Origin of the sequence: Aquimarina algiphila (assembly GCF_947494415.1) — a bacterium.
GTDB lineage: Bacteria > Bacteroidota > Bacteroidia > Flavobacteriales > Flavobacteriaceae > Aquimarina > Aquimarina algiphila.
Window position 1 is genome coordinate 580,985 of the sequence record NZ_CANLVC010000006.1, and the last position, 24,669, is coordinate 605,653.

Below are 24,669 nucleotides of genomic sequence, written 5' to 3' on the forward strand. Positions count from 1 at the left end.
GTTATTGCTTTTCATTATTGATTGTTGTATTATGATTTTTTTTACTCATAATGGCTCCTCCAATTAAAGATATAATGAAACCAAATAATAAATTTGAAACTAATGACATCATCGATTTTATATAGAAAGAATTAATTGTTTTGATTAAAATTATTTTTTTTTCAATTTCTTCTTGAGAAATATTAGGGTTACGATGTATCATTTTTTTGTATTGTACATCAACTATTTGATTTATAATTTCAGGTTCTATTACCTTCATCAATAAAAAAAACCAAATAATTAGTATTAATGCGCCTATTATGGCAATGGTGACACCTATTTTTAGAGCCTTTCTTAATTCTAAAAAACCCTTGTTTGCTATTTTATAGCCATATATTCCATAAGTAATTACACAGATGAGTAGAGCTAAATCCACTATTCCTTGTATTGGACTTGCGTTTATCATATTACCAGTTATATATAAAACGATGCCATATATAATAGATATAATTCCAAGAACTACTCCATATTTGATGATGATACTTTTACTAGGAGAGTTATTGCTTTTCATTATTGATCGTTGTGTTATATTTTTTTTTACTCATAATCGCCCCTCCGATTAAGGATATAAGAAATCCAAATAATAAATTTGAAACTAATGCCATTATCGATTTTATATAGAAAGAATTAATTGTTTTGATCGAAACTATGTTTTTTTCAATTTCTGCTTGAGATATATTAGGATTACTAATTATCATTCTTTTGTATTGCGTATCAACTATTTGATTTTTCATTTCTGGTGCTATTACCTTCATCAATAAAATAATGTAAATAATAAGTGTTAAAGCACCGATTATGGCAATAGTGACCCCTATCTTAATCGCTTTCCCTAATTCTAAAAAACCATTATTTGTTACTTTGTACGTATATATCCCATAAGTAATTATACAGGTGAGTATTGCTAAATCTCCTAATCCTTCTATTAAAGTTATGTTGTTGATAAAGTTAGTATTTATATGTAGAATTAAATTATATATGATAGATATGATTCCAAGAACTATTCCGTATTTGATAATAATATTTTTACTAGAAGTATTGTTGTTTTTCATTATTGATTTACTATTATGAAAAAATGATTGGCTAAATATAGTAAAATGCTATAAGTGAGGAGTTGAATAAATATATTAAGAGATACCTCATTAATTTATGTATTGATTTATAATAGTGGCGTAAAAAGGTGTAAAGAATTATGAGTTTAATTTTGTGCTTGGTAAATATTTTGTCATATTTTTAAATTCAATATTGTTTATCAAATAAATTGATTCAATACATAAAAGAATGAAAAGAATATTGCTTTTAATTTTTCTTATAAGCTATACATTATTTGCACAAGAGAATACAGTTCATTTTAAAATTCCAGATTCTATTCAATCCAAGACGTATTTTGAATTGTATGAGCTTTTTTTTGAAAATTATAGAGAGAATCCTAAGAATGCCCATATTTATGCTAATGCTTATTTAGAAAAAGGGAAAAGTGAAAGTAAAAATGTATTAACTGCACATGGTTATTTTTTGATTTCTCATTTGTATATGCGAGATGAGAGGTGTCTTGGATATGCAGACAGTATTATTAGACTAACTAAAGCCTCTAGAAATAATGGACTCTTAACCAGAGGATATTTGTTAAAGGGAGATTATTTCTTGAAAAAAGGATTATTTCAAAAAGCCTGTAGTAATTATAAAATGGCAAGTCAGGTCGTTGTAGAAAGTTCTAATTCAAGAACAAAATATTTTTACAATCGCTCTATAGCATTGTTAAAAAGTAGCATAGGTCAACATAGGGAGGCTCTCAATATTTTCCGAGAATGTTATCAATATGCCTTTCAAGAAGATATAGAGGGGAAATTTGAAGATATGTTTTTTTTGGCAAAAGGATTTAATAAATTAAAAATGTTGGATTCTGCATCCTACTATAATAGAGAAGGAATTCGAGAATCGTTAAATGCTAAAAACAAGAAAGAACTATATAATTTGTTTGCCCTCAATTCTGGAGTTACTCATTTTCATAAAACAGAATATAAAAAAGCAATTGATAGTATCACAAAAGTCTTATCTGATCTGAAAGAAAATACTAAAAATCAAGAATTAATAACCTCCTATCTTTATTTAGGAAAAGTTTATTTTAAAATTGATTTGAAAGAAAAGGGTGTTCATTATTTAAAAAAGATGGATTCTGTTACCCAACTACAAGAAGTTGTTTTTTCTGAGATGTCAGAAGGTTACGAACTATTGATTAATCATTTTGAGAAGCAAAAAAATACTGAGAAAAAGTTATTGTACACTCAAAAATTATCTAAGATAAAAATGATATTAAATAGGAATAAAACGGATTCATTACAACAGGTCATTAAGGAGTATAATGTTCCTTTGATAGTTTCTAAAAAAGATAAGAAGATTTCGTATCAAGATTCTGATATTACAACCTGGAAGGGATTTGTCATTATTTCGGTTTTGTTGATTGTTATTTCCATTGGGATTATGATCTACCTGTATAATGACCGAAATCGTTATCAAAAGAGTTTCCGGGCAGTGGTCTCATACACAAATAAAGTATCGGGTAATCATGAGTATCTTAAAAAAACAGAAAAAGAGCAGCTTGATGATCTAAAGATTTCACCAGAGAGTGTTCAGAAAATTTTGAATGGGATTAAAGATTTTGAAGATAAAAAACGTTATCTAAATAAAAAATACACGCTTAATGTATTGGCAAAAGAATTAAAAACGAATTCTACCTATCTGTCAAAAATTATCAATATTTATAAAGAAAAGAATTTTTCTAATTATTTACATGATCTTAGGGTTGGATATGCCATTGAGCGATTAAGAGATGATGAAAAATTTAGAAGATATTCTATAAAAGGTATTTCTGAGGAAGTTGGATTTAAGACGAGCGAATCCTTTGCTAAAGCATTTCATAAAAAAACAGGTATTTATCCTTCATCTTTTATAAAGAGACTAAAGAGCACTTAATATTGTAAGAAAAAGAATTGGATTGCATAACTTTTGCAATCCAATGGTATACTTCGTTAAGTGATTCCTGCTCATTAAACTGAGGAGTATTACTATCATAAAATAAATTATAATACTTTAATGGATTTTTATAAAAAAGTAAGAAGAAGTTTTACAGAAGAGATAGAGTTGACATATCTTTAAATTATTATGTAAATTAAGAGAATACATTAATATCAATAGAAAAGGTTAAATGAAAAGAGTATTGCTTCTAATTTTTTTAGTGAGTTGTAGATTCTTTGCACAAGAAAAATCAGTAGATATTCTGATTCCAGATTCTATCCAATCAAAGACATATTTTCAGCTGTACGAATTATTCTCTGAGAATTATCAAGAACATCCTGATCAAGCTTACTTATATGCAAACGCTTATTTAGCAAAAGGGAAAGTTGAAAATAGACATAAATTCATTGCTTATGGTTATTTTTTGATGTCTCGTTTTCATAAAAATGAAAAAGTATACCTTAAGTATACCGATAGTATCATTCAATTGGCAAAAGATAGAAGAGCCAGTACGTATAAAATAAGAGGGTATTTGCTAAAAGGTGATTTTTTTTTAAGAAAAGGAAGGTATCTAAAGGCTTGGGAAAATTATGAGATTGCAAGTCAGGCTATTACAGGGGAATCTAAATTAAGAACATTGTATTTGTACAATCGTTCTATAGGACTATTAAAAAGCAGGATAGGAAAGCATAAAGAAGCTATAAGAATTTTTCGAGAGTGTTATGAATATGCTTCAAAAGAAGAATTGGATGATCGATTTGAAGATATGTTGTTTCTAGCACGTGAGTTTAATCAACTAAAAAAACTGGATTCTGCATTGAGGTATAATAATCAAGGAATTAAGGCTACTATAGATACTAAAAATAAGTATTTATATAATTTGTTTGTTCTCAATTCTGGTGTCACTTATTATCATAAGAAGGCATATCAAAAAGCAATAGACAGTATTTCTAAAATATTGCCTGATCTAAATAAAAGTAATGAAAAACAAGAGTTAATAACATCTTATCTTTATTTAGGAAAGTCTTATGCTAAAATCAATTTGAAAGATAAAAGTATTCATTATTTAGAAAAAATGGACTCTATTGTCCAAATTCAAAAGGATATTAATCTAAATATTATACAGGGATATGAGATCCTGATAAATTATTTTAAAGAGCTAAATGATGTTAAGAAAGAATCTACATATCTTCAAAAACAATTTAAAATTGATAGTATACTTCATATCAATACTACGAATATTTTACAAAAAACGATAAGAGGGTATAATACTCTTTTAATGATCTCTGAAAAGGATACTAAACTTGTTGAGAAAAGAAAATCTACTGTTAATGATAGAATAGCAATAGTTATGATTACTTTATTATTTATTGTGTCTATTGGAATTATGATTTATCTATATAAAGATCTTATTCACTACCGAAAAAGTTTTCGAGCGGTGGTCTCATACACAAATAAAGTATCAGAGGGTCGGTTAAGTCTTAAAAAACCGGAAAAAGGGCAGCTTGATGATTTAAAGATTTCGCCGGAGAGTGTTCAAAAAATCTTGAAGGGGATTAAAGATTTTGAAGGTGAAAACCGCTATCTAAATAAAAAATACACACTTAACGTATTGGCAAAAGAATTAAAAACAAATTCTACTTATCTATCAAAAATTATCAATATTTACAAAGAAAAGAATTTTTCTAATTATTTGCACGACCTTAGGGTTGGATATGCCATTGAAAGGTTAAGGGATGATGAGAAATTTAGAAGATATTCTATAAAAGGTATTTCTGAGGAAGTTGGATTTAAGACGAGCGAATCCTTTGCTAAAGCATTTCATAAAAAAACAGGAATTTATCCTTCATCTTTTATAAAGAAATTGAAACATACTTAGTACTATAAAAAAGAATTGGATTGCAAAAGTTATGCAATCCAATGGTATAATTTGTTAAGTGATTCCTACTCATTAAGTAGTGGTATGACCACAGACATATTCATACATTAATATAAGTCTTGTTTTTGACGCATCACCAGGCCTGCAATAAGAGAAATAATAAACCCAATAAATAAACTCCATATTAAAGCAAATGCTGATATGATATATGGAGAAGTGAATTTTTTGGCCATTTCTAGGCTTTGATTCATTTGTTCTTCTGACATATCAGGAAAACGTTCAATCATTTGTTCACGCTGAGCTTCATTGATTTGATTCACAATGTCTGGTTCTATTACATTCATTAAAAGAATGGTCCAGATTACACTTATGATACCACCAATAAGCGCAATACCAAGTCCAATTTTTAGTGCTTCACTAAGTTGAAGAAATCCTCCATTGGTAGTTTTATACGCCTTGATCCCGTATACAATCACACCCAACATAATAGCTAGACCGATAACAGTATGTATCCAGTTTTGTTCTGTATATCCATCTGTAATATATATTACTACTCCCATTAATACTGAGAGGACCCCAAGGATTACTCCATAGTTTATAATAATTTTCTTAGTAGACGCTTTGTCATTTTCCATAATGTGAAATAGTTTTGGTTATCTATAAACCATAAGTACACAAAGATAGTAAATTGTTACAGCTATAGAATAATAATATATGGTATTGATGTATTTGAAAGTACGGGTTAACTAATTGAATACAGAGAGAAGTTATGTTGGTATTTGTATAATAATGTTAATTCTGATAAGTAATAGTTAGTTTTTTTTATAAACATCTTGTTTTTTCTGCATAATCGCTCCTGCAATTAAAGAGATAAGAAGCCCTAAAACTGGATGAAAAATTAAATTAGCTAACGATATGTCAAAAATAAAACTATTCTCTATAGACATAATATTATCTTGTTCCATTGGTTTGGTTATCGATGATTTTTCGAACGAGCTAATCATTTGATACATTGTTTCTGGTGATATAATTTTTAATAAAAATATGTCCCACATATTGTATATAATTGCAGTAATTAAAGCAACTCCAGATCCAATTTTTAGTGCTTGACTTAATTTTAAAAATCCACTATTGGCATGTTTATACTTATAAATACCATACGCTATAATAGTTACATAAATAAATAATTCAATAATCACTATTTCCCATCCTATACTAGTTCTATTGTCTGTTATATAACGAATAAAACCATATATTACCCATGTAAGCCCTAGAATTAATCCATATTTTATAATAATTTTCTTAGTAGACGTTTGATCATTTTCCATAAGCGAAATTGTTTCGACTTTCTGTAAATTATATTTCTATAAATATAGTAAATTGTTGCAGGTATAGAATAATAATATATGTTATTGATGTATTTGAAACTTTGGATTTATTAATACGAAGATATGTTGGTATTTGTGTAATAGTGTTAATTCTGATAAGTAATAGTTAGTTTTTTTTATAAACATCTTGTTTTTTCTGCATAATCGCTCCTGCAATTAAAGAGATAAGGAGTCCTAAAAATGGATAAAAAAATAAATAAGCTAAGGATATATTAAGAATGAAATTATTCTCCCTACTTATTGCACTATCTTGCTCTATTGGTTTGGTTATTGCAGATTTTTCATATGGACTAATTAATTCATAGATGGTTTCTGGTGATATTACTTTAAAGTAAAAAGCATCACAAAGTACTCGAATACTTGTACCAATTAAAACGATACAAAAACCAATTTTTAATGCATGTCTTAATTTTAGAAAATGATTATTATCAAGTTTGAAAGAATGTATACCATAACTGATAATACCAATATTTATAAATAAGTCAAGAGGCGCAAAAATCCATAAATAATACATCCCTGCTGTCCCTGTTGCATAACGAATAATGTCATGGATAGTAAATATGATACCATAAATTATTCCATATTTTATGATAATTTTCTTTATAGATGTTTTGTCATTTTCCATTTGTGAAATAGTTTTGATTCTTTATATACCCAAAGGGTATAAAGATAGACAATTGCTATGGCTCTAGAATAATACGGTTACTTTGGAATGCGAATAAACGAAGGTTCAGCGTTGATTTCTTTTTAAAACTTAAATGTATTCTCTATATGAGGTTTATTTATGATTAGTTGCTCGTTTCTTTTTCATCATGATCGATCCTGCGATTAAAGAGATTAAGAATCCTAAAGTTGAATTTCCAACTAAAGTAATCAAAGTTCTTAATAAAAGAAGATTATTTTCTCTACTCATGATACTATCTCGTTCTATTGGTTCACTAATTGCTGTCCGGTCATTAAACTGGTCATTTAGATTAATTAGTTGATACATGGTTTCAGGTGACATTACTTTTAGAAAAAAAATATCCCAAAGTATTTGAATACCTGCGCCAATCAAAGCAATACTAAAGCCAACTTTTAATGCTTGCCCTAGTTTTAGAAAATGATTATTAGAAAGTTTGAAAGAATGTATACCATAACTGACCATGCCAATATGTATAGATAATTCAATAGGTATTAAAAATAAATTACCAGATACTGATACTGTATAACCAGTCAGATAACGAATGATACTATAAGTAACCTGTATGATTCCAAAAAGCACCCCATATTTTATAATGATTTTCTTGGTAGGTGCTTTGTTATTTTCCATTTGTGAAATAGTTTTGATTATCTATATAAACCCAAAGAGCAAAAATATAGGAAATTGAAGTTGCTATATTAAGAAGAAAAATGTGTCTATTATACTATTTTCTTTAAATACCTAACTACGTATTAGGAATATTTGAAATTTATAATATATCCCGTTTTTTTATCATGATTACTCCTGCTATTAAAGAGATAAGGAATCCTAAGATTGAATTTCCAATAAAAGCAACCAAAGATATGGTAAAAAGGAAACTATTTTCCCTACTTATTGTACTATTTTGTTCTATTGGTTTGGTTATTGTTGATTTTTCGAGTGAGCTAATCATTTGATACATTGTTTCCGACGATATTACTTTTAGTAAAAAAATATCCCAAAGGACTTGAATACCAACACCAATTAGAACAATACTAAAACCAACTTTTAATGCTTGTCCTAGTTTTAGAAAATGATTATTTGCAAGCTTAAAAGTGTATATACTATAAGAAATTACTCCAATATGTATAGATAATTCTATAACTGATAAAAACCAATTTCTAGTTGTTGTATAACCGGTTATATAACGAATGATGCTGTAGGTAATCCATGTGATTCCATAAATTATTCCATATTTTATAATAATTTTCTTAGTAGACGCTTTGTCATTTTCCATAAGCGAAATTGTTTCGACTTTCTGTAAATTATATTCCTATAAATATAGTAAATTGTTACAGGTATAGAATAATAATATATGGTATTGATGTATTTGAAATCTTAGGTTAGTAAATAAGATAAAATAAAATTATGATGTTATTTATGTAGTAATGTTAATTCTGAATAAATAATAGCTAGCTGTTTTTTAATAAACATCTCGATTTTTCTGCAAGATGGCCCCTGCGAATAAAGCGATAATGAAACCAAATATTATATTCGAGATGAAAACTAATATTGAACTTATCAAAGGAGAACTGAGTTTTTTTACTAAAGCAATATTTTGTTGAATATCTTCCTCAGATAGATCTAATTTTTTTTGGATTATCTCCTCTTTTCTTGCATCAACAATTTGGTTGATTAAATCAGGCTCTATTAGATATGCTAGTATCACTTTCCAAAAAATAGCTAATATTACTCCTATAAATGCTATTCCTACACCAACCTTTAGCGCTTTTTTTAATTCTAAAAAGCCATTATTAGCTAATTTGTAAGCATGAATTCCATAAATTATGACACTTAAATGAATTAATAACTCTACAATTAAAAAAGTCCAATTTGAATTAATAGCATTACCAGTAATATAACGAACGAAGCCGTATATTATCCATGCAATTCCTAGAATTAATCCATAATTTAGGATATAATTTTTGGTAGAAATAGTAGTTTCTTCCATAGTGTAAAAAATATTTTTAGCCGTTATAAAAACATAAGTAAGCAAATATAATAAAATGTTACAGTTTGAATAAAGATAGCTTTTTATCGTCTTAATTCATGTTTTTGTCGTATATTTATGCTAATATTACGGTTTTTCCGTAATTAAAATATGGTCTCAATAGGCATAAAATATGGGGATTCGCACGAAATGAGCTTTGAATTCTAAATGTTTGAAATATAGTGTTTTATGTATGATTTACGTCAAATAAAGTTAGGGTATAGCTTTTTTTGAGACTAAATACCCCAATTTAAGAGTGTATAAAAATATATTAACGAAATCAGGATTTATGAGAAAACTACTACTTTTTATATGTGTAATTTCTTTCCTTACTGTTGGTTCCTGTTCCAAAGAAGAGGAATCTTCTGAGGTATCATTGACAGAGAAAGAATACTTGGTAAAGCAGACCATTATAGAGTTTAAAAAAAGCGCTATTAAAACGGGGAAGCTGAATGTGTTTATTCGTTCGATATCTATAAATCAAAAATCAGTTGAAGAACCACTTAGTGAAACTGAATTAGAAACAATGGTTCAGAGTTTTCTTGGGGATCAAACACAAGCATTCTTGGATTTATATTATCAGCTAATAGAGTTAAATATTACTGGTGATGAGTTCCGAAGTATTTCTTATCAATTCGAATATTTAAGAGGAATCCAGACATCGAGTAAGTCTAGTTGCTGTGGAGCTAGTACAGGTAATGAAATAGTTGATGTACTAGCTAGTTTTTTCTGTGGTTGTGAGAAAGAATAGTATTTTTGAAATTCTAATGATACATTAGATACAATAAAATGTTTTAATTTAATTTCTTTATTTCAAAAATTATTTTGCATTTAAAAAAATAGTTGTAAATTTGCACCTCGAAATTAGAAAAGATTATAACGATGAGAAAAGATATTCACCCAGATAATTATAGATTAGTAGCTTTTAAAGACATGTCTAATGATGAAGTTTTTTTAACAAAGTCTACGGCAAATACCAAAGAAACTTTAGAAGTAGATGGTGTCGAGTATCCATTAGTAAAGTTAGAAATTTCCAGAACTTCTCATCCATTTTATACTGGTAAGTCAAAACTTATCGATACTGCTGGACGTATTGACAAATTCAAAAACAAATACGCTAAATTCAAAAAGTAATTTAACGTTATATCATATTCAAAAGCCTTTCCATTAGGAAAGGCTTTTTTTATTACTTATAATTATTATAGTTTTTTTATTTTACAAATAAATTAGCTAAACAGCATGATTTTTATCATGAACGTCTTTATTTTTGCACCAGTTCAACGTATTAATTTTTTTGAGATCAAATCATGAATTATATTCTTTTTGATGGTGCTTCACGTAACGCATTACTACCATTTACCTATACACGTCCTGTAGCCGAGATTCGAATTGGAATACTTACCATTCGAGAGAAATGGGAGAAGTATTTAGGGTATACTACTTCTACAGTTACAGAAGAGTATCTAAACGAAAAATACCCTATGGTAGAGTTAGAAGAAAATATAATGATTAATGCTTCTTATCTTCCATCAGAAAACCTGATAACGGCTATACAAAATCTACAACCTAAACAGGCTATTTTCTATGATGAAGAACCTATTGCTTTTTATGTTAAAGAAGATCAAGAGGTTGATTTTGATAGTTATGAGATTACTCATTATGATGAAGAGGTGTTTACGGTACAGTACACCTGGGATATTTTTTCTAAGAACGAACAAGCGATCAAAGAAGATTTTAAATTATTAACGAAAGACAGAGATAGTCAGCCTATCCCCGAAAGCAATAATGTTATTGCACCAGAATACATTTTTATCGAAGAAGGAGCAGTTGTAGAATTTGCAAGCCTTAACGCGAGTAAAGGTCCGATTTATATCGGAAAAGATGCAGAAATCATGGAGGGTAGTTTGATAAGAGGTCCTTTTGCACTTTGTGATCAAGCGGTAATTAAGATGGGAGCAAAGATTTATGGTGGTACAACCGTTGGTCCTTATTCTAAGGTTGGCGGAGAAGTAAATAATTCTGTGATCTTTGGTTGTTCTAATAAAGGGCATGATGGTTTTTTAGGAAACTCAGTGTTAGGGGAGTGGTGTAATCTAGGAGCAGATACTAATACATCTAATCTGAAGAATAATTATGCACCAGTAAGACTTTGGAGTTATGAGACAGAGAGTTTTGCAAAAACAGGATTACAGTTTTGTGGATTAATGATGGGGGATCATTCTAAATGCGGAATTAATACGATGTTTAATACAGGTACTGTGGTTGGAGTGAATGCTAATATTTTTGGAACTGGATTTCCTCGTAATTTTGTGCCGAGTTATAGCTGGGGAGGAAGTGGAGGCTTTACAACTTATCTCACTAAAAAAGCTTTTGAGGTGGCTAAAGTGGTAATGTCAAGACGTACTATAGAATTTACTGAGCAGGATGAGAAAATTCTAGAGCATATTTTTGAAGAAACAAAGACATGGCGAAAGAGTTATGAATAGATAGAGCTCCTTTAGAGTACTACAAAAAAATAGAAGAAAGCATTATATCTTTTGATGAAAAACAAAAACGCCCTCTAAATCAGAGAGCGTTTTTATGTTACTTTATTTTAAATTACTTCGAGAAATAATACTCTAAATTAATGGTATTATCTGCTTCGGTTTCTACAATTTTTACAATTAAAGAAGAACCATCTACAACTGCATCACCATCAAAATCAACATATCCATTTTCTTCTACTCCTTCAAATACTTGATCTCCAGAAGCTTCAACATACTCAAACTCAATTAAGGTCATTCTTTTTTCTTCTTCATCATACGCCCAATTACCTTTAGAAATATAATAACTAGTTCCTTCTGGTTGGAAAACTGCGGTACAAGTTTCTGTACTGGAGTTAAAATCTAAGTCATTATCTGTTTCATCACTTCTATATTCATACGTTCCATCATTGTTGATTGTTAACTTAAAAGAATCTAATATATAGCAAAAAGCATTTTCTATAACTAGTTCTTGCTCATTGGCACAATTTATAGTTGTAGAACCACAATCGCTTTCTTCACCAGGGAGAATAGTTACTCCGTCTTCGATTAACTTAGTGTAGTTCCAAGTGCCTACAAGAGCAGGATTTCCACCCCATGCTTCTATTTCAACACAAACTTCTACAGGATCGCTAATATTGCCTGCGTCATCATAAATACAAAGGATATAGCAAAATTTTCCAGGAGGTATTGCATCTCCAAAATTTACATCGATTTCTACATTATTATTGTCCATTTTACTGGATCTTGAAAAAACTCCTGTATTTTTTCTTACTGATTTAGATTTATTAGCAGAAACATCAAAGTAATTAGTGGCTTTTGTACCGTCGGTAGAGGCTAGCTGTATATATGCACCAGCATAGTTAGCAGGAGCGTTAAAACTAATGTCAAATCCGTTTTTTAAGAAAGCAGATTGATTATTGTTGTCCATTGTAAAAGCAATTTGGCCTGTAGGAGAAGGAGGAGTACCATTATTTACAGTGGCATTTTCAATAGTAATACCAGAGGTAACATCTGCTGGATTTAGTACAGTTTCTTCTTCTGGATTAGATGCAACGTCATTTCCTCCAGTTGGAGAATCGTCATCACTACTACATCCTATTGCTACAAGCAGTAAGGAAGCAAGTAAAAAAAATGATAATTTTTTCATAAGATTCGGGTTAATTGATTATGTTAAAAATGTTAACGAAATGCGAATATATAAAAAAATAATCGATTAAATGCAGATAAGTAAGACAAGGAGACTTTATGGTAGGTTGTTATCTAGTTTCTTTAATTCTTTTTCTCTTTCCAAACTCGTTTTAAGACCAGAAAATTTTGTGGATTTGTAGTCATACCTTTTACATTTTTCTGTACAAAATGTGTGACTTGGTCATAATATAAAGGAACAATAGGAGCGTGGGCGATTATTATAGAGTCCATTTTTGCATAATGTTGCTCTCGTACTTTGGTATCGGTGATCAAGAAACTTTCTTCATATAGTCTATCAAAGGTCTCATTTTTAAAGTGAGTATAGTTTGGACCATTTGGAGTATGGTTTTTGCTGTAATAAGGAGAAAGGAAATTTTCTGCATCAGGATAGTCTGCAATCCAACTTGCTCTAAATGTATCTAGTTTTCCTGCCCATTTCTTTTGACGTATTGTGGAAGAAGGCATAACATCTACTATAATGGTAAGCCCTATTTTTTGAAGCTCTCGTTGTATAAATTCACAAATACTTTGATAATTTGAGTCGGTCGCAATCCTGATAACGGGATCTGTATCTCCTGTTTGTTTGATGTAAGTCTCGACAAGTTTACGAGCTTTCTCTGGATTATATTCAAATCCTTTACTATTACTAAACCCGGGAATTCCTTTAGGAATAAAACCATTAATTGCGGGAGTTCCGATACCATTTTTCAAATACGTTATCATTTTTTTTCTATCAAAACCATAATTAATGGCTTTCCTGATCAATACAGATTGTACTTCCTGACTATCTCCATCTAGATAAAATCCTAGATATTCAGAATTTAGATAAGGGCCTTTAGAAATATGAATACGATCTTTGTAACGTTCTCTTAGCTTTCCTGTAGGGGTAAGTAGTTCGTCTTTGTAAGATGCATCAAGGCTGTTAAGAAAGTCAATATTCCCTTTTGCAAATTGAAGAAATTCACTTTGTTTTTCAGGTAAAAAAGTAATAGCTACAGCTTCGAGGTACGGGAGTTGTTCTCCTTTCTCATCCTTTTCAAAATATAATTCGTTTTTACGAAGTACTAATTTTACATTCTCTTCCCATAATTTAAACTTAAATGGACCTGTACCTATTGGATTGGATCTAAATTGGTTGCCATAAAATTCTACAATTTCTTTTGGAACAACAGAACAATATCGCATGCTCATTAGTCCTAAAAAAGCAGGAAAAGGTTTCTTCAATTTAATTTCAAAAATAGTGTCATTGATAGCAGTGTATTTCTCCACATTTTTTAAAACCCAGTTTCCTGGAGATGCTACTTTGGGATCAATTAACCTGTTAAAACTATACACAAAATCCTTCGCGGTTACCACTCTGGTACTGTCTTTGGTTTTAAATTGCTCGTGCTTATGAAATTTTACATCACTTCTAAGGATAAAAGTGTAATTCAACATATTTTCTGAAATCTCCCATCTTCTAGCAATGTCAGGTTTGATATGAAGAGAGTCATCAAGCTGTACCAGACTATTAAATAATTGATTTGTGGACCAGATATTGGCAATGTCCCTGGCAAATGTAGGGTCTAATGAACTAACATTTTCATATTGATTATAGCGAAATACTAAATGATCTCTGTTTTCGTGAGAGGATTCCTTACAAGATAATAATACAAGTAAAGAGTAAAGTGTTGTTAAGTAGTGAATTATGGATTTGTTGTGTGCTATTTTCAATTTTAGTAAACGAATTATTGTTGGTATATTTGCACCCTAAAAAAATATCCTAGAACGACTCAATGTTTTTGAGTATAGTTAAGGGTAAATATAAAGAGATTTTCGCCTTTGCGGAAATGACACTTATATTTTATGAGAAAAAAAGTAGCTTTTTATACATTAGGTTGTAAACTGAATTTTTCTGAAACCTCTACGATCGCAAGAAGTTTTGTTGATGAAGGTTTTGATCGTGTGGATTTTTCTGAAAATGCAGATATTTATGTTATTAATACATGTTCTGTTACAGAAAATGCAGATAAAAGATTCAAAACTATAGTAAAACAGGCTCAAAAAGTAAATCCAGATGCTTTTGTTGCTGCAGTGGGTTGTTATGCACAATTAAAACCTGAAGAACTTGTAGAGGTTGACGGAGTGGATTTGGTTTTAGGAGCTACAGAGAAATTTAAGATTACAGATTATATCAATGATCTTTCTAAAAATGAATTTGGAGAAGTACATTCTTGTGAGATTGAAGAAGCAGATTTTTATGTGGGTAGTTATTCTATAGGAGATCGAACTCGTGCATTTTTAAAAGTACAAGATGGCTGTGATTATAAATGTACCTATTGTACAATACCTTTGGCAAGAGGGATTTCAAGAAGTGATACATTAGATAATGTATTAAAAAACGCTAAAGAAATTTCGGAAAAAGGAATCAAAGAAATTGTGCTTACCGGAGTTAATATTGGAGACTATGGTAAAGGAGAGTTTGGCAATAAAAAGCATGAGCATACATTTTATGAGTTGGTAACAGCTCTTGATCAGGTAGATGGTATAGAAAGATTGCGAATTTCATCTATAGAACCAAATTTACTTAAGAATGAAACTATTGATTTTGTTACAAAATCAAGAACTTTCGTTCCGCATTTTCATATTCCTTTACAGTCAGGTAATGATGAGATCTTAAAATTGATGCGTAGAAGATATCTTACGAATCTGTATGTGGATAGAGTGATAAAAATTAAAGAAGTGATGCCTCATGCCTGTATTGGTGTTGATGTTATTGTTGGTTTCCCGGGAGAAACCGATGATCACTTTTTGGATACTTATAATTTCTTATCTCAATTAGATATATCATATCTACATGTATTTACATATTCTGAGAGAGATAATACGGTTGCAGCAAAATTAGATGATGCTGTTCCTCAAAATGTGCGTAAGAAGAGAAGTAAAATGTTGCGAGGATTATCAGCTAAAAAAAGAAGAGCGTTTTACGAAAGCCAGTTGGGAACAGAAAGAACAGTTTTGTTTGAGTCAGAGAACAAAGAAGGATATATTCATGGGTTTACAGAGAATTATGTGAAGGTGAAAATGCCATGGAATCCATCATACGTTAACACCATGCACGATGTGCTACTGAAAGATATTGATGAAGACGGGATGGTGAGATTTGATTTTGTTTAAGAGTAACATTGTAAATATTAGAAAATAAAAAAAAATCTGCTCTCAGGCAGATTTTTTTTTATTTTTTGGATGAAATAGAGACTATATATTTATTCCTACTGGAAGTAAATCTTTGTATTTCCTTCGGTTTTTACGCATAAATTTAGCGATAATCGGACTTGTAGGTACTAATCTAATGTTGCGTTCCTGAATAACGTTAAATACAGCAACAATAAAATCTTCTCCATATCCTTTTTCAAGGTGTTCCTCACTCATTACAAGTTTAGTTAGGAAAATTTTTCTTTCCTGTTGAGCGTACTCGATCTTTGCTTTTTGATCTTCAATTGTAGTTTCGAATTGTCTTAGAAATTCATTGTCAATGATTTCTAATTCAACAGCACTCATGTTCTCCATAGTTTTTTTTAATTATGAGATGTATAATCAAGCATATACCAAGGTCTTATGCCTTGCTATTAAAATATAATCTTTGAGGAAGTAAGTATTTTAGGATCTAAATGACAATGATTGACTATCAAAAAAAAGATTCAATTTTACTTTTCCTAACTAAGATTTGTTAGTTCAAAATTTACTTTTATAAAAATTTAACATAGTGTTTCCTTTTTTCTAACATGGGAAAACTATAATTTTGAGATACAAAGATAAGAAAATTAGAGTTTTAAACTTAACCCTCACTGTTAAAATACCTATGTCGCAGGAAGTTAGCTATGTTTATTTCGTTCCGGGGTTGGCCGCGGATGTCTCTATTTTTGAATATATCAAGTTACCAGAAGATAAATTTGTAACTAAAATGCTTCCCTGGAAAATTCCTTTCAAGGAAGAATCGATCGAAGATTATGCAAAAAGAATGTGTGATGATGTAGAGCATAAAAAATGTGTTTTAATTGGAGTTTCTTTTGGAGGTATTATTGTTCAGGAAATGAGTAAATATTTAGAGGTAGAAAAACTAATTATTGTTTCTAGTGTAAAGAATAAGTTTGAGTTGCCAAAGCGAATGAAGCTTGCAAGAAAAACAAAAGTGTATAAGTTATTACCCACAAGCTTGGTTTCAAAAATTGATGATTGGGAAAAATTGGCTTTTGGTGATTTTGCAAAAAAAAGAGCGGCAATGTATCAAAAATATTTATCAGTAAGTGATAAAGAGTATTTGGATTGGGCTATTGAAAAAATGGTGTGTTGGGACCAGAAAGAAACTATAGAAGGATTAATTCATATTCATGGGGATAAGGATATTGTTTTTCCTATTACAAATATAGAAAACTGCATAACTGTAGATAAAGGAACTCATGTAATGATTGTGAATAGGGCAAGATGGTTTAATAAACATCTACCCGAAATTATCAATGATAACTTGCATTAGTCTAAGTTTTTATGTTATATTGTATAAATTAAAATTTTATTCCCCAATAAAATCTACTGAAGTAATGAAAACGATTAAGAAATTTTTAGTCCTTCTAGGTGTATTATTTACATTTGGAATTTTAGTTAACGCTACGCAAGAAGCACCCGAAAAGCCGGTTGCGCAGGAAGTCCTCGAAGAAAAGCTGGTAAATGATTACAATGTTTATGCTATCCCAATGCCAGATAATCTCAATTTCTCAGGTGAACTTGTGCCGATAGAGAATCCGGATATAAGAGAAAGAATGGATAGAGAGCTATTGGTTAATACCTACTGGCAATCTAATGGCTTGCTCCTTTTTAAAAGAGCAAATAAGTATTTTCCTATTATAGAACCTATACTTAAAGAACAAGGTGTTCCAGATGATTTTAAATATCTGGCAGTTATAGAAAGTAGTCTTACTCAAGCGGTATCTCCCGCTAAAGCGACTGGCTTTTGGCAAATATTGAAAGGAACAGCAAAAGAACATGGTCTAGAGGTAAATCAAAATATAGATGAACGCTATCATATAGAGAAATCTACACTTGTGGCTTGTAAATACTTGAAAAAAGCTAAAGAACGTTTTGGATCTTGGACACTAGCCGCAGCTGCTTACAATGCAGGTAGAGCTGGTATAAATAAACAATTGGTAAAGCAAAATGCTTCTTCATATTATGATTTGTTATTAGGCCAAGAAACTGGAAGATATGTTTTTAGAATTGTTGCAGTTAAAGAGATTTTAAGTAATCCAAAGCGATACGGCTTTAATTTTAGTAACGATGATTTGTATACACATATTCCTACATTTAATGTATTAGTAGACGAGCCAATTGCAGATTTTAATGAATTTGCTAAGCAGTATGATATAAATTATAAAATTTTAAAGCTTCATAATCCATGGCTTAGAGAAGCACATTTAAATAATACAACAGGTAAAGAATATTTAATTAAAATTCCAAGAGAAGGGTATTATAAAACTGGAGTAGGACAATAAAACTATTCACGGATTTAATATTTTTGCCTAAGTTAGCTGCTTATTTAAAAAGGCAGTATGAATACTTCAGTACTTATTTCGCTAATCTTGATAGGATTACTTGCAGGTTTTTTTAGTGGCACTTTGGGTATAGGAGGGAGTGTAATTATGATTCCTCTTCTTATTTTATGGGTTAATTTTTCTCAGCATCAAGCTCAGGGTACCAGTTTAGCTGTGTTGGCAGTTCCTGTAACTTTACTTGCCGCATATAACTATTATCAAGAAGGATTTGTAAATTGGAAATATGCCGTAATTATTGCAGTTACATTTATCATAGGAGGATATTTGGGGAGTAAGCTTGCAATTTCTATAAATCAAGCATTGCTCAAAAAGATTTTTGGCGGAGTGTTATTGCTTGTTGCTATAAAAATGATATTTGGTAAATAAGTATATATCTAATATGCTAAAATAGGTATGAGCTTACCATTTTTCTTCATATATAGTATTTTCCATTCCCATATATAACTATCTTCAGTCCTTTTAAAACTTGTGTAATGAGGCTTGTTTTTATGAGTTATGGTTGCTAGTTTTTTAGAATTAGAAATATGAAACATTACCTCGTCTTTTGGGATGTTTATTGGGATGTATTCTTTTCCTTTTTGAATGGCGTTAAAAGAATCTTTAAGATCATTTTCTATGCTTTTAAAAGAAAACGATAAATGGCCCATAGCATTCATTGTTTTTGCATATTCTTGTATTTCAATTTTGTGAAGGTCAATATACTTTTTTGTTAATCCTTTTTTGATAATTCGATCTCTTTCTACTACAAGAGCTGTAAGTTTTTTGTAATCAGAAGCTTTAAAATCTTCGCCATCATCCCATATGTGAGAGGGAATGTCATTTGTTTCAAAAGTAAAGAAACCGGGTTCATTTTCTTTGAGTTCAATCTTTATGTCTTCATCAGAGAGTTGTCCATGTTCAAGAATTTCATTTTGGTAAACTCCTATTTCATATTTGTTTTTTTGAAAATTTCCAATAAGCTTTATTGTATTGGTACCATTTACTAAAAGTTCATTAATAGGACGTGATTTGGATTTGGAACCTGATAAAGTGTCTGCTGCAGATCTATGAATAATGGGTATTCCATTTATAAATATACTACCATGAGATTGATAATTAAAATGAATAACAAAGTTATAATTTATCGCTTTGATTTTTTCTGCTTCTGTTTTGCTGTCATTTAACTCTATATCTTTATTTTCTAAGAGGGTTTCTTCTTTTTTTGAAGAAGTAGAAAAGTTTATCAAAATCAGAAACGATAAAATCTTTAATAAATTCATAGTATTGCTATTGGAAATTCAGATATAGGTAATGATCTCTTATTGTAATTTTTGAAGTTAGTTACATTGATTTTTTGTATCTAACTTTCATAGAGAGTTCGTAATAAGGTGGATCGGATGGGTAAAGAAAAAGAATAGTGATTAACGATTATCCCTTTTTTTGCCATTTAGAGAATCCTTTTCTCTTTTGTATCGCTCATATTCTTCATCAATATCTCTTTCTTCATCAGTACGTTGATCTTCGTTTTCTTCTGCATTAGCTTCAGGAGAAATCTCTGAGTTTAAATCCAAATCCGCAATCAGAAGAGAAACACCTTTAGATAAGGAGTTAAAGTGAATATTGTAAGAGTTGCTTAAGGTTTCACTAGAATGATGTGTAACAATTTTTCTGATATCAAGAATTTTTTTATTGTTATCCATAAAATACATCATGGGAAAACCTAATGCATGTTTTAATTTGTTTATTATATATGAATCCTGATTGGTTTTTTCATCAATATGAACTAATTGTATATTCTCAGTATATTCTTTTGCTTTTTCCTTTAAGCTTTCTTTGTTGTCCCAGAATAGAACGACAAAATCAATTTGATCATGAAATTTATCTACTAAATCATTTAAAGCTGGAATTTCTCCAATTCCTGGAACGCACCAGGATGCATATGTTATTAAAAATACTGGTTTTTCATATTCTTCTAGTGATATGGGGTCGCCTTTTAGTGGATAAACACTAAAATCATCCATATATGTGCCGCTTAAATGATTTGTAACCAAGGAGTCGAATAAAAATTGAGCACGTTCCAAATCCTGATCCTGATATGCAGCGTCGATTCTTTGATTATACTTTGTAATATGAGCTGAAATAGCAACTGAGAAAGGTATTTTTCTTTCTTCTTGCGCAAAAGAACTGCTAAAATATAAAGAGAGTATTCCTAATACTAAAAATTTCTTCATCATAAATAGATTACGGTAGCTAATGTAATATAAAGCCATTAAAAAAAACATTTTTAGGTGTAAAACTTATCCCTTACTCTGATTACAATTGTCTTAATGGCAATACAAAACTATCATTAAACGTAATTTTCTATACAATTAGTATGCCTAGATTTTCTTCATCTGTTGTTTCATCATTGTAATCTGATCTTTCAGCATATTATGTTTATCTAATTTTTTAGCCTCTGTTAATAGCATTTGTGCTTCTCTTTTACGGCGTTTGGTCATTGCAATACCTGCTAGGTTTAGTTTGGCAACGGCTAAATCCTGATTCATAGATAATCCTAGCTTAATGGCCTTTTTTAAATATTTTTCTGCCTGCGTAATATTGGTTTGAGATAACATAATACCAAGAAGGTAGTTGTAGTATCCTTGCTGCTTTGTCGTAAGCGCACTTTCAGGATTTTTAATTCTATCAAGCCATTTTCTAGCTCCATCAAAATCTTGTTTACGAAGCCTCAGAAAAGCAAGAAGAATTAATTCATTTTTAAAATATAAAAAAACGAAAATTGCAGATAGTAAAATAAGCATAATTCCATTACCTATATATCCTTCAATCATTTGCCAAACTGCCACACCAATAATGATTGCTGCGATTATTAATTTTATATTTTTGTTGTACATTGAAATGTTTAATTATTAAGTCCGCGCAAAGGTAATAAAAACAATTAAAAATAATTTGATAATTAGGTTTGTCAAAGTAAAAACTCTTCGTATATTTGCCCGCAGTTTTGGGGAGAGTAAAAAAACCCGAAAAAATCAAATTTAGATATTTCAAGAAGATTTATAAAGATAGATAGCAATGAAAAGAACGTTTCAACCATCGAAGAGAAAGAGAAAAAACAAACACGGTTTCAGAGAGCGTATGGCTTCTGCAAATGGTAGAAAGGTATTGGCTCGTAGAAGAGCAAAAGGAAGAAAGAAGCTATCTGTTTCATCAGAATTAAGACACAAGCACTAATGTTGATGTGTGTTGAAAAATATTAAGGTGTTACTTTTATCGGTAACGCCTTTTTTTATATCTAATACATAAATTTTTAAGTAAAAACGTCAATACTTTTATTACATGCCTAAAAGAGAAAAACTAAAGAGTATACTAATTATAGGGTCAGGACCAATTGTGATTGGACAAGCGTGTGAATTTGACTATTCGGGAACTCAAGCATTGCGCTCGCTTAGAGAGGATGGAATTGAAACTATTTTGATCAATTCAAATCCGGCAACGATAATGACAGATCCTTCTATGGCTGATCATGTATATCTTAAACCACTAAACACAAAATCAATCATTCAAATTTTAAAGGAACATCCTCAGATCGATGCTGTATTGCCAACTATGGGAGGGCAAACTGCATTAAATTTATGTATAGAGGCTGACGAAAAAGGAATTTGGGATGATTTTGATGTAGAAATTATAGGTGTTGATATTGATGCTATTAATATCACAGAAGATAGAGAACAGTTTAGAGAGCTAATGCTGAAAATAGGAATTGGGATGGCTCCTCAAGCCACTGCAAATTCATATTTAAAAGGAAAAGAAATTGCTCAGGAATTTGGATTTCCATTAGTAATAAGAGCATCGTATACCTTGGGAGGTGCAGGAGCATCTTTTGTGTATAAAGAAGAAGATTTTGATGAATTACTAACCCGTGGACTTGAAGTTTCTCCTATTCATGAGGTGATGATTGATAAGGCACTAATTGGATGGAAAGAATATGAATTAGAGCTGTTGAGGGATAATAATGATAATGTTGTTATTATCTGTGCTATAGAGAATATGGATCCTATGGGGATTCATACAGGAGATTCTATTACTGTCGCTCCGGCTATGACGTTAAGTGATAAGACTTACCAACGTATGCGTGATATGGCAATTCATATGATGCGCAGTATTGGGGATTTTGCAGGAGGTTGCAATGTGCAATTTGCAGTGAGTCCAGATGAAAATGAAGATATTATAGCAATAGAAATTAATCCAAGGGTTTCTCGTTCTTCTGCTTTAGCGTCTAAAGCAACAGGATATCCAATTGCTAAAATAGCAGCAAAATTGGCGATAGGATATAATTTGGACGAATTAGACAACCAAATTACTAAATCTACATCTGCATTATTCGAACCTACATTAGATTATGTGATTGTTAAAATACCGAGATGGAATTTTGATAAATTCGAAGGAGCAGATCGCAGATTGGGGCTTCAGATGAAATCTGTAGGAGAGGTAATGGCTATAGGGAGATCATTTCAAGAAGCATTACACAAAGCAACTCAGTCTTTAGAAATAAAAAGGAATGGACTAGGGGCTGATGGAAAAGGATATAAAGATTATGATCAAATCATAGAGAAACTTAGTTATGCAAGTTGGGATAGAGTATTTGTAATCTATGATGCGATTCAAATGGGTATTCCTCTGAGTAGAATTTATGAAATAACCAAAATAGATATGTGGTTCCTTAAGCAATATGAGGAATTATATAATCTGGAAAAAGAAATTTCGACATATACTATCCAATCACTTACCAAAGAGCTCATATTAGAAGCTAAGCAAAAAGGTTTTGCTGATAGACAGATTGCCCATATGGTTGGGTGTTATGAGAGTGAAGTGTATAATAAGAGAGATGAGTTAGGAATTAATAGAGTATATAAGTTAGTAGATACTTGTGCTGCGGAATTTAAGGCAGAGACACCGTACTTTTATTCTACATTCGAGGCCGAAGTGGAAACTCCTCAGGGAGAGGTTTATGTATCAAATGAAAGTGAAGTTACCGATAAGAAGAAAATAGTTGTTTTGGGTTCTGGACCTAATCGAATCGGGCAGGGAATTGAATTTGATTACTGTTGTGTACATGGGGTTTTAGCTGCTGCAGAATGCGGGTATGAAACTATCATGATTAATTGTAATCCAGAAACGGTTTCAACTGATTTTGATACTGCAGATAAGCTATATTTTGAACCAGTATTCTGGGAACATATTTATGATATCATAAGGCACGAAAAACCAGAAGGAGTTATTGTGCAATTAGGAGGACAAACAGCCTTAAAACTTGCCGAAAAACTGGATCGTTATGGAATCAAAATTATAGGTACTAGTTTTCAATCTCTCGATCTTGCAGAAGATAGGGGTAGTTTTTCTAAATTATTACAAGAAAACAATATTCCATATCCAGAATTTGATACAGCAGAGACTGCTGATGAAGCACTTGAGGTTGCAGATCGTCTCGATTTCCCTATTCTGGTAAGACCATCTTATGTCTTAGGAGGTCAGGGGATGAAAATTGTAATTAATAAGCAAGAATTAGAAGAGCATGTTGTAGATCTTTTGCGTAAAATACCAAATAATAAGCTACTTCTGGATCACTATCTTGATGGTGCTATCGAAGCTGAAGCTGATGCGATTTGTGATGGAGAGAATGTCTATATTATTGGTATTATGGAACATATAGAGCCTTGTGGAATTCATTCAGGAGATTCTAATGCAACGTTACCTCCATTTAATCTTGGTGAATTTGTAATGCAACAAATCAAAGATCATACATATAAAATTGCATTAGAATTAAATACGGTGGGACTAATCAATATTCAGTTTGCCATCAAAGATGATATGGTCTATATAATAGAAGCGAATCCAAGAGCTTCTAGAACGGTTCCATTTATAGCAAAAGCTTATGGGGAGCCTTATGTAAATTATGCTACCAAAGTGATGTTAGGAGAAAAGAAGGTGACAGATTTTGATTTTAAACCGCATCTCGAAGGGTATGCGATTAAACAGCCAGTGTTTTCTTTTAATAAATTCCCTAGCGTAAATAAAAAATTAGGACCAGAAATGAAAAGTACAGGAGAAAGTATTCTTTTTATTGATGATCTTAAAGATGATCAGTTTTACGACTTGTATTCTAGGCGTAAAATGTACTTAAGTAAGTAATATAAACATATTAGTAATAACAGAAATATTGAAAAACAGAATAGTGAAAGCTATTCTGTTTTTTTCTTATAAATATTAAAAAAATGAAGCATTATTTTCATTAGAACACTAAAAAAAGCAAAAGTATTGTGTCTACGTTTGGTTGGTTTTTGACTCTTTAAAAACAGAGTATCT

At 30.6% G+C, this 24,669-nt stretch carries 25 protein-coding genes; 11 read left to right on the forward strand and 14 right to left on the reverse strand.

What is annotated here, in order from left to right:
* Nucleotide 1: 1 nt before the first annotated feature.
* The gene (locus PQF96_RS11970; RefSeq protein WP_271766386.1) at nucleotides 2–550 is read right to left on the reverse strand and encodes a DUF4199 domain-containing protein; all 549 of its coding nucleotides are present in this window, start codon (nucleotides 548–550) and stop codon (nucleotides 2–4) included.
* Nucleotides 537–1,088, reverse strand: coding sequence for a DUF4199 domain-containing protein (locus PQF96_RS11975; protein ID WP_271766388.1), 552 nt, complete (start codon nucleotides 1,086–1,088; stop codon nucleotides 537–539). The genes PQF96_RS11970 and PQF96_RS11975 overlap by 14 nt, the downstream gene beginning before the upstream one ends.
* A gap of 229 nt (nucleotides 1,089–1,317) precedes the next feature.
* Here PQF96_RS11975 and PQF96_RS11980 point away from each other — a divergent pair, with 229 nt between their 5' ends.
* Together PQF96_RS11980 and PQF96_RS11985 are read left to right on the forward strand one after the other, a co-directional pair.
* Nucleotides 1,318–3,009 carry a helix-turn-helix domain-containing protein gene (locus PQF96_RS11980; protein WP_271766390.1) on the forward strand — a complete coding sequence of 564 codons (1,692 nt, stop codon included), beginning with the start codon at nucleotides 1,318–1,320 and terminating at the stop codon, nucleotides 3,007–3,009.
* Between the two features lie 232 nt (nucleotides 3,010–3,241).
* A complete protein-coding gene (locus PQF96_RS11985; RefSeq protein ID WP_271766391.1) occupies nucleotides 3,242–4,930 on the forward strand; it encodes a helix-turn-helix domain-containing protein in 1,689 nt (562 codons plus the stop codon).
* A gap of 107 nt (nucleotides 4,931–5,037) precedes the next feature.
* On the opposite strand, the gene PQF96_RS11990 is transcribed toward PQF96_RS11985, so the two are convergent.
* The 6 genes from PQF96_RS11990 to PQF96_RS12015 form a co-directional block, all read right to left on the reverse strand.
* Nucleotides 5,038–5,565, reverse strand: a complete 528-nt coding sequence (locus PQF96_RS11990) for a DUF4199 domain-containing protein (protein ID WP_271766392.1) — start codon at nucleotides 5,563–5,565, stop codon at nucleotides 5,038–5,040.
* Between the two features lie 177 nt (nucleotides 5,566–5,742).
* A complete protein-coding gene (locus tag PQF96_RS11995; RefSeq protein WP_271766394.1) occupies nucleotides 5,743–6,258 on the reverse strand; it encodes a DUF4199 domain-containing protein in 516 nt (171 codons plus the stop codon).
* A 166-nt stretch (nucleotides 6,259–6,424) separates the two neighbouring features.
* Nucleotides 6,425–6,943 (reverse strand): DUF4199 domain-containing protein, encoded by a 519-nt coding sequence (locus PQF96_RS12000; RefSeq protein ID WP_271766396.1) that lies wholly within the window; start codon nucleotides 6,941–6,943, stop codon nucleotides 6,425–6,427.
* A gap of 153 nt (nucleotides 6,944–7,096) precedes the next feature.
* Nucleotides 7,097–7,630 (reverse strand): DUF4199 domain-containing protein, encoded by a 534-nt coding sequence (locus tag PQF96_RS12005; RefSeq protein ID WP_271766397.1) that lies wholly within the window; start codon nucleotides 7,628–7,630, stop codon nucleotides 7,097–7,099.
* A gap of 139 nt (nucleotides 7,631–7,769) precedes the next feature.
* The gene (locus tag PQF96_RS12010; protein ID WP_271766399.1) at nucleotides 7,770–8,276 is read right to left on the reverse strand and encodes a DUF4199 domain-containing protein; all 507 of its coding nucleotides are present in this window, start codon (nucleotides 8,274–8,276) and stop codon (nucleotides 7,770–7,772) included.
* 186 nt (nucleotides 8,277–8,462) lie between these two features.
* On the reverse strand, nucleotides 8,463–8,990 hold the full coding sequence (locus PQF96_RS12015; protein WP_271766401.1) for a DUF4199 domain-containing protein: 528 nt from the start codon (nucleotides 8,988–8,990) through the stop codon (nucleotides 8,463–8,465).
* Between the two features lie 328 nt (nucleotides 8,991–9,318).
* Between PQF96_RS12015 and PQF96_RS12020 the strand changes: the two genes are divergently transcribed.
* The 3 genes from PQF96_RS12020 to PQF96_RS12030 all read left to right on the forward strand — a co-directional run bounded on the left by PQF96_RS12020 (nucleotide 9,319) and on the right by PQF96_RS12030 (nucleotide 11,515).
* Nucleotides 9,319–9,780: a hypothetical protein gene (locus tag PQF96_RS12020; protein ID WP_271766402.1), complete on the forward strand. Its 462-nt coding sequence runs from the start codon at nucleotides 9,319–9,321 to the stop codon at nucleotides 9,778–9,780.
* 131 nt (nucleotides 9,781–9,911) lie between these two features.
* Nucleotides 9,912–10,163 (forward strand): type B 50S ribosomal protein L31, encoded by a 252-nt coding sequence (locus tag PQF96_RS12025; protein ID WP_027392055.1) that lies wholly within the window; start codon nucleotides 9,912–9,914, stop codon nucleotides 10,161–10,163.
* A gap of 173 nt (nucleotides 10,164–10,336) precedes the next feature.
* The gene (locus tag PQF96_RS12030; RefSeq protein ID WP_271766404.1) at nucleotides 10,337–11,515 is read left to right on the forward strand and encodes a GlmU family protein; all 1,179 of its coding nucleotides are present in this window, start codon (nucleotides 10,337–10,339) and stop codon (nucleotides 11,513–11,515) included.
* A gap of 112 nt (nucleotides 11,516–11,627) precedes the next feature.
* Here the strand turns inward: PQF96_RS12030 and PQF96_RS12035 are convergent, their stop codons facing one another.
* Both PQF96_RS12035 and PQF96_RS12040 read right to left on the reverse strand, forming a co-directional pair.
* Complete coding sequence (locus tag PQF96_RS12035; RefSeq protein WP_271766406.1) at nucleotides 11,628–12,701, reverse strand: hypothetical protein; 1,074 nt, start codon at nucleotides 12,699–12,701, stop codon at nucleotides 11,628–11,630.
* Nucleotides 12,702–12,823: 122 nt separating this feature from the next.
* The gene (locus PQF96_RS12040) at nucleotides 12,824–14,449 is read right to left on the reverse strand and encodes an ABC transporter substrate-binding protein (protein WP_271767077.1); all 1,626 of its coding nucleotides are present in this window, start codon (nucleotides 14,447–14,449) and stop codon (nucleotides 12,824–12,826) included.
* A gap of 138 nt (nucleotides 14,450–14,587) precedes the next feature.
* Between PQF96_RS12040 and mtaB the strand changes: the two genes are divergently transcribed.
* Nucleotides 14,588–15,898 carry a tRNA (N(6)-L-threonylcarbamoyladenosine(37)-C(2))-methylthiotransferase MtaB gene (mtaB, locus tag PQF96_RS12045; protein WP_271766408.1) on the forward strand — a complete coding sequence of 437 codons (1,311 nt, stop codon included), beginning with the start codon at nucleotides 14,588–14,590 and terminating at the stop codon, nucleotides 15,896–15,898.
* 81 nt (nucleotides 15,899–15,979) lie between these two features.
* Here the strand turns inward: mtaB and PQF96_RS12050 are convergent, their stop codons facing one another.
* Complete coding sequence (locus PQF96_RS12050; RefSeq protein WP_109437015.1) at nucleotides 15,980–16,282, reverse strand: GNAT family N-acetyltransferase; 303 nt, start codon at nucleotides 16,280–16,282, stop codon at nucleotides 15,980–15,982.
* Between the two features lie 301 nt (nucleotides 16,283–16,583).
* On the opposite strand from PQF96_RS12050, the gene PQF96_RS12055 reads away from it, so the two are divergent.
* The 3 genes from PQF96_RS12055 (at nucleotide 16,584) to PQF96_RS12065 (ending at nucleotide 18,693) form a co-directional block, all read left to right on the forward strand.
* Nucleotides 16,584–17,255, forward strand: coding sequence for an alpha/beta fold hydrolase (locus tag PQF96_RS12055; RefSeq protein ID WP_109437014.1), 672 nt, complete (start codon nucleotides 16,584–16,586; stop codon nucleotides 17,253–17,255).
* Nucleotides 17,256–17,319: 64 nt separating this feature from the next.
* The gene (locus tag PQF96_RS12060) at nucleotides 17,320–18,267 is read left to right on the forward strand and encodes a lytic transglycosylase domain-containing protein (protein WP_271766410.1); all 948 of its coding nucleotides are present in this window, start codon (nucleotides 17,320–17,322) and stop codon (nucleotides 18,265–18,267) included.
* 57 nt (nucleotides 18,268–18,324) lie between these two features.
* Nucleotides 18,325–18,693, forward strand: coding sequence for a sulfite exporter TauE/SafE family protein (locus PQF96_RS12065; protein WP_109436898.1), 369 nt, complete (start codon nucleotides 18,325–18,327; stop codon nucleotides 18,691–18,693).
* A gap of 8 nt (nucleotides 18,694–18,701) precedes the next feature.
* On the opposite strand, the gene PQF96_RS12070 is transcribed toward PQF96_RS12065, so the two are convergent.
* From PQF96_RS12070 to PQF96_RS12080, 3 genes are all read right to left on the reverse strand, one after another.
* Entirely contained in the window at nucleotides 18,702–19,586 is an 885-nt protein-coding gene (locus PQF96_RS12070) for a hypothetical protein (protein WP_271766412.1), read from the reverse strand.
* 141 nt (nucleotides 19,587–19,727) lie between these two features.
* On the reverse strand, nucleotides 19,728–20,537 hold the full coding sequence (locus tag PQF96_RS12075; protein ID WP_160114215.1) for a TlpA family protein disulfide reductase: 810 nt from the start codon (nucleotides 20,535–20,537) through the stop codon (nucleotides 19,728–19,730).
* Between the two features lie 147 nt (nucleotides 20,538–20,684).
* Entirely contained in the window at nucleotides 20,685–21,200 is a 516-nt protein-coding gene (locus PQF96_RS12080) for a hypothetical protein (protein ID WP_109436895.1), read from the reverse strand.
* Between the two features lie 178 nt (nucleotides 21,201–21,378).
* Here PQF96_RS12080 and rpmH point away from each other — a divergent pair, with 178 nt between their 5' ends.
* On the forward strand, nucleotides 21,379–21,537 hold the full coding sequence (rpmH, locus tag PQF96_RS12085) for a 50S ribosomal protein L34 (RefSeq protein ID WP_081414554.1): 159 nt from the start codon (nucleotides 21,379–21,381) through the stop codon (nucleotides 21,535–21,537).
* Between the two features lie 105 nt (nucleotides 21,538–21,642).
* Nucleotides 21,643–24,495 carry a carbamoyl-phosphate synthase large subunit gene (carB, locus tag PQF96_RS12090; RefSeq protein ID WP_109436894.1) on the forward strand — a complete coding sequence of 951 codons (2,853 nt, stop codon included), beginning with the start codon at nucleotides 21,643–21,645 and terminating at the stop codon, nucleotides 24,493–24,495.
* The last annotated feature ends 174 nt before the right edge of the window (nucleotides 24,496–24,669 follow it).